The following is a 10,621-nucleotide window of genomic DNA, read 5'->3' on the forward strand; positions in this document are numbered from 1 at the left end:
CCGGAAATGACGCAAAATCGTGATACTGAGGGGTCAAACCTATCATTCGCCAGCAGTATCCTTATAGGGTGTGGGTGCAATAAGAGGAGAGGGGGAGAGGTTTTCAAGATTATGTTTTATTTGATACTCTAATACCAAAGATAGAGGCGCCAACACGCTCATCTTACCTTAAATAGGTGTTATAAATTTTCAGCAATTTTTGATAGCATAATTGTTTGCTCAGGCAATTCTGCAAACAATGTATGACAAATCAAGCTGTAGATTTAACCAACTGTTACCGAGAACCGATTCATATTCCAGGTTTAATTCAACCTCACGGGGTGCTGTTGGTTTTGCAGGAACCGGAATTAAACATTGTTCAGGTCAGTAGTAACACGTTTGAATTACTAGGTCGATATCCTCAAGATTTATTAGGTAAACCTTTATTAACTTTACTTGCTTCTAAGCATATTAATGCTATTCAACAGTGCTTAAACGAAGACTTTGAGCATGTAAATCCCTTAAATATTTTTATTAAACACGAAAATAAATTACTCCGCTTTGATGGTATTGTTCATCGTTGTAATAATACGATTATTTTGGAGTTAGAGGTCAAAGATAAGAACCAGAGAGCAGACTTTTTAGAGTTTTATAAGCGAGTTAAGGGTGTTATAACTAAGATTCAAAAGGCGCCAAGTTTATTTGAGATGTGCGATATTGTGGCTAAAGAAGTCCGAAAAATCACGGGTTTTGAGCGCGTTATGGTGTATCAATTAGATGTGGAGGGAGCGGGAAGGGTCATTGCAGAAGACCGGATAGATACGTTGACTCCTTATCTTGATTTGCACTATCCTGCTACTGATATTCCCATACAAGCTCGACAGCTTTATACTCTTAATTGGTTACGCTTAATTCCTGACTCTGACTATCAACCAGCTACGTTAATACCACCGCTAAATCCTTTAGATAATTCTCCTACAGATTTAAGTTTATCTGTACTGCGAAGTGTATCTCCCCTACACATAGAATATATGAAAAATATGGGCGTAGGCGCCTCAATGTCCATTTCACTCGTACAAGACCAAAAATTATGGGGGTTAATTGCCTGTCATCACTCAACACCTCGCTATGTACCCTACAGTATACGAACAATTTGTGAGTTTGTGGCACAGGTAACGTCAGTCGAACTCGCAACCAAGCAAGACTATGAAGATTTAGACTATAAAATCTCATTGAAAGCACTTTCTAGTAAGTTTGTAGAATCGCTATCTCAGTCAAAAAGCTTTTTAAATGGGTTAATTCAACTAAACTCAAATCTACTTGAACTTGTAGGCGCCACGGGAGCAGCAGTTTGTGCTGGTGAACAAATTGTGTGTGTTGGTAATACACCACCAGAAGCTGAAATACCTGCTCTACGAGACTGGATTAAAACTCAGATTAACAACAACCTGTTTCATACGCGGTCATTGTTTGAAGTTTATCCAAAAGCACAAACATTTAAAGTGGTTGCCAGTGGATTATTAGCATTAGAAATTTCTAAAGTTAGCCAAAATTACATCATTTGGTTTCGTCCAGAAGTGATACAAACTGTCAAGTGGGGCGGCAACCCTAATAAACCTGTAGAAATTACAACCGATGGTGATATACGTCTGTCTCCACGTAAATCTTTTGAACTTTGGCAAGAAACGGTACAAGGTCGCTCGTTAGCTTGGAAACCTTGTGAGATTGAAATTGCCACCGAACTACGTAGCTTAATCGTTGGTATTATTTTAAGTCAGGCAGACGAAATGGCAAAGGTCAATTTAGAATTGGAGCGCAGCAACACAGAACTAGACTCTTTTGCTTACTTTGCTTCCCATGACCTGAAAGAACCGTTGCGCGGTATTCATAATTACTCTAATTTTTTGATGGAAGATTATGGCGATGTGTTACGCGCGGATGGTATTGCCAAGCTAAAAACCCTCGTGCGTCTAACGCAGCGCATGGAAGACTTAATCAACTCACTGCTACATTATTCCCGGTTAGGACGTGCCGAACTTTCCCACGAACCTACAGACTTAAATGAAATAGTACAACAGGCAATTGACACCTTGAAAATTAGCCAACCGCAACAACTTATTGAGTTTCGCTTGCCTCGACCTTTGCCGACTATTAGCTGCGACCGTACCCAAGTCAACGAAGTATTCACCAATCTAATTAGCAACGCTATTAAATACAACGATAAAACCGAGAAATGGGTTGAAATTGGCTTTATCGAACCAGAAAACCCCATTTATTACACCTTCTACGTCCGCGATAACGGTATTGGCATTCCCGAACAACATTTAGAACGGGTGTTTCAGATATTCAAGCGGCTTCATGCACAAGATGAATATGGAGGTGGTACAGGAGCAGGTTTAACGATAGTTCAAAAAATTGTCGAGCGACACGGGGGAAAAATTTGGATAGAATCCACGGTAGATGAGGGCAGTACTTTTTACTTCACTTTATCGGTGGTGCCCCAGTAAAATGATGATATATTATTTATTATGCCTATAACCGTGCCACTGCCACCTTTGCTAATAATTGAAGATAGCAATGAGGACTTTGAAGCATTTCAACGCTATCTAAGCCAGTATGCGTCTATTATCCCAGTCTATCGTTGCACTAACGGTGATCAAGCGCTAGCGTTTCTCTACCGTCGGAACCGTTATACCGACCCTAAAAGTTCCCCACGTCCGGGAGTGATACTGCTAGACCTTAACTTACCAGGAACGGATGGGAGAGAAGTGTTACGGCAAATTAAGCAGGATGACAATTTAAAAACCGTTCCGGTAGTTGTTTTTACCACATCTAGCAACCCCAAAGATATTGAAACTTGCTACCAACAAGGAGTAAACAGCTATATTATCAAACCTATGGACATTAGTTTATTAAAGCAAAGTGTCCAGGGATTGTTGAACTACTGGTTTGAACTCACAATGCTACCTTTTAATTAATTTGTCGTAGCATAGGCGTCCCGCCTGTGCATTTTAATATATTCCGCCTGTGCTAAATTTTACATGGGTCAGGCGGGATGCCTAACCTACGAGATTTGCAATTGCTTGAATTAAAGTATCAATTTCAATGGGTTTAGGAAGATGTTTTTGAAACCCAGAAGCGAGAGCTTGCTCTTTATCAAACTCCCCAGCATAAGCTGTTAAAGCAATTGCTGGTATTGTTATTCCTTGTTCTCGAATCGCATGAACCAACATATAACCATTCATTTTAGGCATTCCAATATCGCTAATTAATATATCAGGTTGAAACCGCACGAGAATTTCAAGTGCTTGCATGGATGATGAAACAGCGGCAACCGTCGCACCTGCATTTTCCAAAACAAAAGTGATAAAATCAAGCGAATCAATTTCATCATCAACAACTAAAATACTGATGCCATTTAAAGAAGAAGAATTATTTTTGATTTCGTTACCATGTACATCGTTCTCTGTACTTGCCATTAACGGCAAACAAATAGTAAAAGTTGCACCCTGCCCAATACCAGCACTTTCTGCACATATCGTTCCACCATTTAATTCGATTAAGTGTCGAGCAATTGCTAATCCCAACCCTAACCCACCAAAATTTCTAGTGGTGCTGCTATCTTCTTGACGAAAATAATCAAATATATAAGGTAAAAATTCTTGTTTAATTCCTTTACCTGTATCGCTCACAGTAATTTGCGCCATTCCATTTATTTCTTCAAGCCGCACTGTAATACATCCAGATTGCGGCGTAAATTTCACAGCGTTAGAAAGTAGGTTCCAAACGACTTGGTGCAAACGCACGCTATCGCCCAATACTGGTTTAATATTTGGTTCTAAAATTGTATTAATCTGAATAGCTTTAACTTTTGCTGATAATTGTACTGCCTCTAAAGCTGAGATAATAATTGACTCCAAGTGTACAGGCGCCGAGTTGAGAACAAGCTTACCACGTAAGATTCGCGATACATCAAGCAAATCGTCAATTAAACCGACTTGTAAATGAACATTGCGCTCAATAATTGTTGCCGCATGGACTATTCTTTGAGAGTCGAGCTTACCATTTTGAAGTAAGTTTGCCCAGCCTAAAATTGGATTTAGGGGTGAGCGCAATTCGTGAGAAAGTACTGCCAAAAATTCATCTTTGATACGATTAGCTTTTTCTGCTAACTCGCGCGCTGCTTTCTCGCTTTCTAGCAGTTCTCCCTGTTGAATTGCAATTCCTACCTGGGTTGTCAGTTGTGTAAGCAAATCAATTTCAACTTGCTGCCATTCTCTTGGTTCCGAACAGTGATGGGCAATTAATAATCCCCATAAATTTTTGCCCTGTAAAATTGGGACTACTAAATTAGCCCGTACTTGGAACTGACTAAATAATTCCACATGACACAAGTTTTCATCAGCATTAATATCAGTTTTAGCAGTAACTAATCCTTGGCTATAAGCTTCAATGTCGCTTTCACTAAAACAGGGGTTAAAAATTGTTGTTGATATCGGCGCCCACTCACTTCCTATTGACTGAGTTACAACATTACCATTACCATTTGGCATTAAACGAAGAATCAATACACGGTCGGCTTGCAAAAATTGCCGCACTTCTTGAACTGTAGTGTCAAAAATTACATCCAAGTTAAGCGATTGACGAATAGAAGCAGCAATTTGCGTCACAATCCGCTCGCGCTCCTCAACTAAACGCTGTGCTAATTCAGCCTGTTTAGATTCGGTAACATCAAGCACTGTCCCGATTAAACTACGTGGTTCGCCATTCTGATGCGTATATAATTTTCCTAATATTTCTAACCATCGCTCAGTACCATCTTTCCAAACAACCCGAAATTCAACATCTTGTTTTTCTCCAGATGCAATGGCTTTATTTGTTGCATTATTCAACCGCTCACGGTCAGCAGGATGTACAATATTTAAAAATATGTTATAATTATCTGGCAGTAATTCGCTCGCACTCAACCCTAATATTGGTCTTACATACTCGGAGAAAATCATCGCATTCGTTTGAAGATTCCACTCCCAAGTACCCATATGAACTGCATCCAAAGCTAATCTTAATCTAGTTTCACTTTGTCGAAGGCGCCTCTGTAACTGTGCTTTTTCAACCGCATTATTAACAGCTAACCGCAGTTTATCAAAGGATATCTCCCCCTTGATTAAATAATCAGAGGCGCCTAACTTCATCGCTTGTACGGCAACTTCTTCATTCCCTTGCCCTGTCAAAATAATTACAGGTGTGTCAAAAATATTATGCAGCTTTTTTAATTGCTTGAACAATTCCAGCCCATCCATATCAGGCAGCAAATAATCGAGCAACACCAAATCTGGGTTGTGGCGCCCAAAAAGTTCCAGTCCTTGTTTTCCCAACTTTGCATCAACTATTATATAATTATATTCTGTATTTTTGAGTAAATAACGTCGATAAGTTTCTCTATCTTCAAGGCAATCATCGATAACTAAAACCGTTCGATAGCTACGTTCGCTTGTTTGCTCATTAACTAGCTGCTCGCTATTGCATCCTGCGTTAACAGGTAGATTAAAAAATGATTTTTCGTTCTGCATTATACATATAGCACTCAAACTGCTTGATATACAGTTCGAGTTCTCTCTAGGATACCACTATTTACTATAGCTGTTATAAGTATAATGGAAATGATGGATGGTGCGTGAAGATATGGTGCGTTAAGGCTACAAGATTTTGCGCTCCGTTGAAAGATTATTATAGCCTTCACACACCCTACACATTCAATACTTTTCTTACCAATGTTAGAAACGCAAGAGAGTTAAATTCCGTTTTACCCTGCATGTGAAAAAACGTTGCCAACTTTCCAACAGAGTTATCACCAATCAAATTATCGTATGGGTCAAGCTTGAGGTGAATTTCCTTCGCTTTTTGATAGCGTGAGAAGTGAAACAAAGTTAAGTATTGTAAAATATCGTTTTTCAATGACCCCTCGTACATCAGACCAGTGCGAATATCCTCATCATCGAGTATCCCTTTATAGATATTCAACAGCGTCGCATAGGAAATTACGCCATTGTAATACTTTTCGGTGCCTGGAACATTGACACCATTGAACAGGTTGAAGAAAACCACCGACTTTTTACTGCTGTCTTCAACTAAATTCGTCAGTTCTAATGTATCCTGTACATATAGCGAACTCGTTTGGATTTTATCTCCTGGTTTGATGGCATAGTACTTATCGAAGAACATCGGATAAATCTTAATGTCCTCGTGTTCTGCTTTCAAAGACCTAATCACATCCTTCGACATGAAGAACAAACCATCGTCTTCTTCAGTCTGCGTCATATGCAAAGTACTCGTATAAGGAGCTTTGGCAATATAAGCAAAATGTCGAAATCCCATTTTATACAGTTTGGCAACGTTTTCAACGATAACAGCAGGGTGTGTAAATAACTGTTGGTTGTCGTAGTTATCGGAGAATGTTGTCAGTAACTGAACTCGTACCGAGTTGTTTATCAGTCGTAACCCAATTATCTCCCCCATCAAATTTGATATCTTATCCTTTGCACCCCACTTTCTATCACTCTCCCGACTCGAAACGACAATAATTGCCAGTTTATCTAACTGTGGTGTATAGTCGGTATTGGCAAAAGTAAACTTTTTGGGAAGTATCGAATACAGCGAACTCATTACATTCGGTATTTTATATTTACCTTTACCCTGTAAATCACGAATATCTACTCCCTGTGAATTAGAACGATGGTCTTCGTTGAGTAGATGCGAGAGTACATTTGACAACGACACGAGGAACTTCTCCGTCGGCGCCTCATCCTGTTTATTATGTAGATGTAGTCGCAGTATCGGAACGAACAGCATTTTTTGACGCTTTAATAGCACATGCAAACAAATGTACGCAAGTAAGCTGTACGTAAATTGATGAATGAATCCTCGAATTGAGTCGTACTTGTTCGTTTCTTCGCTGTAAGGAATCCCCAAAGAGTTTATCAGAGATAGGTTAAGCGTACTATTCGCGGCGCATGTTACCATGATTCTTTTCAAGTTGCCCTTGAGTCTCAAGTTGGTTGAGGCGAAACTCATAGATTTGATTTTGTGCCTGATTGAGCTTGCTTTGATTTTGGACTTCATTTCTAAGCAACCTTAAATCACCTTGGATTTGTTCAACGCGGCTACCTACCGAATAACTACCCGATGCAAAGCTATAAAATAGCTGCACGCTAGCTGTTGCAATTGCAGTAGCGGCGGCAATACTCGTTAATCTTAAGTTCATTCTAATGCCGCTACAAATTCAGTTAGTTCTAAATAATTCTCGGTGTCTGCCACATCAGATTTTCCATAAACAACACCGCTATAACAACTACCGTCGCCAATAGTAGGTAGTTCATAAATTTTTCTGGGTGGGATTACCGCTAACACACCATCAAGCCCTAAAATACCGTCTGATTCGCTAGCAGATAAGCCAATAGTAACGGTGGCAGTATACGAACTATTAAAAATAGACAATCCCCTTCTAGTTTCGTTGATTGAAGTAAAATTATCTACTTCCTGTTTAAATACTTTTTGAATTACGTTTGCTTCTAGCTTCTCTTTTTTTGTGGAAATCAAAGCATTATTCGATGTTGCATCATAAATTGGCATAATTTTTATCTCCACATTCCAAATTAAATTCAAGTCGTCTAATCGCTTGATACCTATTCTTGGTTTTTGTTCTATGGGCAGGTTTGAAAAATTTATAATTTCACCAATCTCTCGATAAACGAAAGTTTTAGGGTTATAAATGTTTTCGCCGTAGAATAAAGCAATAAAAGCACCAGGTCTTATTTGCTCCACATCCTGAGCGTTGGTTAAGTCATGCTGCAACTGTATCAATGAAAAGTCTTGATTGATGACTTCAGTAAAAAACCATTTACCAGTAACATCCAAAGTTAAAGTGCTTATATCTTGCCACATATTGTTAACCAGACTCTAAGATGTTGTCGATTTTGTCTTCAATGCGTATTAGCGTTGATTCGACATTTGGTAAAGGCTGCATGACTTTGTGAAGCGTTACACGAGTTTTACCTAGATAGTAATTAGGGTAAAACTCTAGCTGAAATCTTCCGCTTTGGGGAAAGTACAGCGATTGATTACCGAATCTAACTACTTGAGAAGAAGCAACTAATCTATTCGGGTAATCAATTGCTATTTGGTCTACCCTACCAACACTGCGATAGTTTTTAGAAGCAGTAGCATCAACTTTGATAATTAAAGTTGTTACTGTTTCTTCAAACAGGTAAGGAATGAGTACAGAAGTAATTTTTTTTAAATCAAATCTGTACTCGTTTTTAAAGACGAGATGTGTCTCTATCATTTTGTCGTGACAATGGGGTAGCTTCTACCATCCACACTAGCAAACGAAGTTGGCTTGCTTTTTGTAGCTGTTTTTAAAAACTTTTGAATGTCACCAATAGTCGCGCCAGCTGGTACAGGAATGCTTTTATAACTAGTTTTTCCATTCTTTTCACCAGCTGGTACTTTGATGCTACCGCTACCTACGCAACCTCTAACAGCAATAGTTTTACCTTTTTTGGTCTTAACAGCAGCAGATGGCACAGATTTAAAACCGTAAAATTCAGCTGTGGACTTGAGCATGTAAATATACGATGCTCCTTTTGCTGATTTGTCCTTACCACCCTTAGACGCGGCTGCAAATTGGACTGTAACGCGCGGGCCTAACTTGACTCCTTTTGGCATGTTCTTACCTCTTTATTTACTTTATTCGGTTACTAACCGGGCGTTAGAGATAATCAATAGCGTGTATTGTTACATCACCATTAGTAGCGGCTGCAGTGGTGAAGGGTAAGTTAGCTGAGATGGTAGCAGTACCAGTTTCTATATCAAACTGAATTTGTACGTTGTTAGGTTGGGCATCTGCAGGAGTTACCGCTTTTTCGGCAGCGGCTAACATACTCGCTATTTCTAACATTGCTTCTGGTAAAGTGTCAGATTTTAAATCTCCACCGCCATTAACAAAAGCAGAGTAAGTTGCACCCAAATAATCGCTAGCTTTAACGTCGATTGAACCATTCGCTTGAATCGCTACGGTAATTGGAATTGTTGCAGCTACAGCAATTGTTCCTGTGTCGAAGCTAACAGTAGTAGATAGGTTTCTTCGTGGCGGTAAACCTGGGTTGGCGCCATTACGCAAGTTTTCTGCAGCATCAAGCGCGCGGCACACTTCAAAAAACGCTGCTGGATATTGGGTGGAATTAAGGGTTCCATTAGCCCCTGGATTGAAAATACTCATTTTATTTTTGTCGTATTTAATACGATAACCATACGTATACTCAGTTGTAGCTCTGAAAGTCCCTTGTGATAAGGGTTTGAGCAGAGTTAAATTCTTTGGGCTTAAGGTCGAAGAAAGTGGTTCAGTTTGTAACCCAACCAGAAATACCTCTTGACCGCGTACCAGAAAATTGAATCTAAAATTGATCAACGCTGTAATTACGAGCGGTGGACTATTGTCTATGACTTTTTGCCAGTTAATATCTATAACTTGACCTGATGGTAGATTAATTTGTTTTTCAATTGGTGGATTGCTATTTGGACTAGAAGCGCTATTGACTGTATTTGGTATTGGTTGACTTGGTAAAAAGACGTACCAGTTACGCTTCCACTTGTAAGCGAACTTAATCTTCTTTTTAATTAGCTTTTTAATAATTTGCAGTAAGTAAGTATCTGATATATGAATAATAGCTGCAAAGTCTTTCAGTTTAATCGCTAACCTTTTATCTATATAAAATACTTTGTGTAATACAGGATTAATGTTTATCATTTGGGCTTTTTCGGCTTTTCTCTAAGTTTCAAGCTCCAATCAGGAACAGTATTTTGTTGCCCAGTTTTAAAAAAGTGGCAGCGAACAGGTGTAACATCAACTTTTCTATAAGTATCAGGTCGTCTACCTGTTTTTGGCGGTTTAATACCTTTTAGGTATTTGGGGTCAACATAAGCTTTGAGTGCATCGAGTACACGCTTGCATTCAGCTTCAGTCTTAGCGTTGATAATTATTTTGGAATTATCATTTAACACTTGTATGCCCTCCCAATCACCTTTTTCGTACTTAGGAAAGTTAGGTTTATAGTCTTTCGGCTTGCAATAGTGAGGGATAGTAATAGTCCAGCGACTACGACCTATTTTATTATCTTTTAAAGCTTCAGCATACTGAATAACAAGTTGGGGTCTTTGGAATGACCGAACTTGCCACCATTCCGGAATTACAATATTAGGGTCAATATCTTCTTTACTACAAAGATGTTCTTTGATGCTAGCTAGTTCTTCAAACATTAAAGTAACTTTTGCAGATTCTGAACCTTTGGAGGTTTTGATAACCTGAATGGTTTTTTCTTCTCTCTTAAATGGCTTTTCGTCGTCAGGTGTGCAAATTACAACAGGAACTTTAACGTCTAACCATTCAATAGTATTTTTATCATTTTCCTTTTTAGCGTCATCAAGTTTTTTGTTTATTGATGAGCCACAAGGGTTGTTTTCACACGGGTTAGGTGGTGTGTCAGGTTGTGGCTGAGGTTGTGGTTGAGGTTGTGGTTGAGGTTGAGGTTGTGGTTGAGGCTGAGGCTGAGGCTGAGGTTGTGGTTGAGGTTGTGGTTGAGGTTGT

At 39.1% G+C, this 10,621-nt stretch carries 10 protein-coding genes; 2 read left to right on the plus strand and 8 right to left on the minus strand.

Features of this window, described 5'->3' with window-relative positions; translation table 11 throughout:
- The first annotated feature begins 242 nt into the window (after positions 1 to 242).
- Together AC2JBO_RS38095 and AC2JBO_RS38100 are read left to right on the plus strand one after the other, a co-directional pair.
- Positions 243 to 2,486 (plus strand): ATP-binding protein, encoded by a 2,244-nt coding sequence (locus tag AC2JBO_RS38095; protein ID WP_496958832.1) that lies wholly within the window; start codon positions 243 to 245, stop codon positions 2,484 to 2,486.
- 21 nt (positions 2,487 to 2,507) lie between these two features.
- Positions 2,508 to 2,957, plus strand: a complete 450-nt coding sequence (locus AC2JBO_RS38100; protein ID WP_496958833.1) for a response regulator — start codon at positions 2,508 to 2,510, stop codon at positions 2,955 to 2,957.
- 81 nt (positions 2,958 to 3,038) lie between these two features.
- On the opposite strand, the gene AC2JBO_RS38105 is transcribed toward AC2JBO_RS38100, so the two are convergent.
- From AC2JBO_RS38105 to AC2JBO_RS38140, 8 genes are all read right to left on the minus strand, one after another.
- Positions 3,039 to 5,549, minus strand: coding sequence for a PAS domain-containing hybrid sensor histidine kinase/response regulator (locus AC2JBO_RS38105; RefSeq protein WP_496958834.1), 2,511 nt, complete (start codon positions 5,547 to 5,549; stop codon positions 3,039 to 3,041).
- A gap of 175 nt (positions 5,550 to 5,724) precedes the next feature.
- Entirely contained in the window at positions 5,725 to 6,828 is a 1,104-nt protein-coding gene (locus tag AC2JBO_RS38110) for a hypothetical protein (protein WP_496958835.1), read from the minus strand.
- Positions 6,829 to 6,976: 148 nt separating this feature from the next.
- Positions 6,977 to 7,240: a hypothetical protein gene (locus AC2JBO_RS38115; protein ID WP_496958836.1), complete on the minus strand. Its 264-nt coding sequence runs from the start codon at positions 7,238 to 7,240 to the stop codon at positions 6,977 to 6,979.
- Positions 7,237 to 7,920 (minus strand): hypothetical protein, encoded by a 684-nt coding sequence (locus tag AC2JBO_RS38120; protein WP_496958837.1) that lies wholly within the window; start codon positions 7,918 to 7,920, stop codon positions 7,237 to 7,239. The genes AC2JBO_RS38115 and AC2JBO_RS38120 overlap by 4 nt, the downstream gene beginning before the upstream one ends.
- 4 nt (positions 7,921 to 7,924) lie before the next feature.
- The gene (locus AC2JBO_RS38125; protein WP_496958838.1) at positions 7,925 to 8,320 is read right to left on the minus strand and encodes a hypothetical protein; all 396 of its coding nucleotides are present in this window, start codon (positions 8,318 to 8,320) and stop codon (positions 7,925 to 7,927) included.
- On the minus strand, positions 8,317 to 8,703 hold the full coding sequence (locus tag AC2JBO_RS38130) for a hypothetical protein (RefSeq protein WP_496958839.1): 387 nt from the start codon (positions 8,701 to 8,703) through the stop codon (positions 8,317 to 8,319). Before AC2JBO_RS38130 ends, AC2JBO_RS38125 begins: the two co-directional genes overlap by 4 nt.
- A gap of 43 nt (positions 8,704 to 8,746) precedes the next feature.
- On the minus strand, positions 8,747 to 9,784 hold the full coding sequence (locus tag AC2JBO_RS38135; RefSeq protein ID WP_496958840.1) for a hypothetical protein: 1,038 nt from the start codon (positions 9,782 to 9,784) through the stop codon (positions 8,747 to 8,749).
- A partial coding sequence (locus AC2JBO_RS38140; protein ID WP_496958841.1) for a hypothetical protein occupies positions 9,781 to 10,621 on the minus strand: 841 nt, incomplete at its 5' end. The genes AC2JBO_RS38135 and AC2JBO_RS38140, both read right to left, overlap by 4 nt.

It is taken from the genome of Calothrix sp. CBUCES-K 9914 (assembly GCF_059640475.1).

Coding starts and splice junctions, on each gene's coding strand:
- AC2JBO_RS38100 (WP_496958833.1), top strand. CDS start 2,508: ATGCCTATAACCGTGCCACTGCCACCTTTGCTAATAATTGAAGATAGC.
- AC2JBO_RS38125 (WP_496958838.1), bottom strand. CDS start 8,320: ATGATAGAGACACATCTCGTCTTTAAAAACGAGTACAGATTTGATTTA.
- AC2JBO_RS38130 (WP_496958839.1), bottom strand. CDS start 8,703: ATGCCAAAAGGAGTCAAGTTAGGCCCGCGCGTTACAGTCCAATTTGCA.
- AC2JBO_RS38095 (WP_496958832.1), top strand. CDS start 243: ATGACAAATCAAGCTGTAGATTTAACCAACTGTTACCGAGAACCGATT.
- AC2JBO_RS38105 (WP_496958834.1), bottom strand. CDS start 5,549: ATGCAGAACGAAAAATCATTTTTTAATCTACCTGTTAACGCAGGATGC.
- AC2JBO_RS38110 (WP_496958835.1), bottom strand. CDS start 6,828: ATGCTGTTCGTTCCGATACTGCGACTACATCTACATAATAAACAGGAT.
- AC2JBO_RS38115 (WP_496958836.1), bottom strand. CDS start 7,240: ATGAACTTAAGATTAACGAGTATTGCCGCCGCTACTGCAATTGCAACA.
- AC2JBO_RS38135 (WP_496958840.1), bottom strand. CDS start 9,784: ATGATAAACATTAATCCTGTATTACACAAAGTATTTTATATAGATAAA.
- AC2JBO_RS38120 (WP_496958837.1), bottom strand. CDS start 7,920: ATGTGGCAAGATATAAGCACTTTAACTTTGGATGTTACTGGTAAATGG.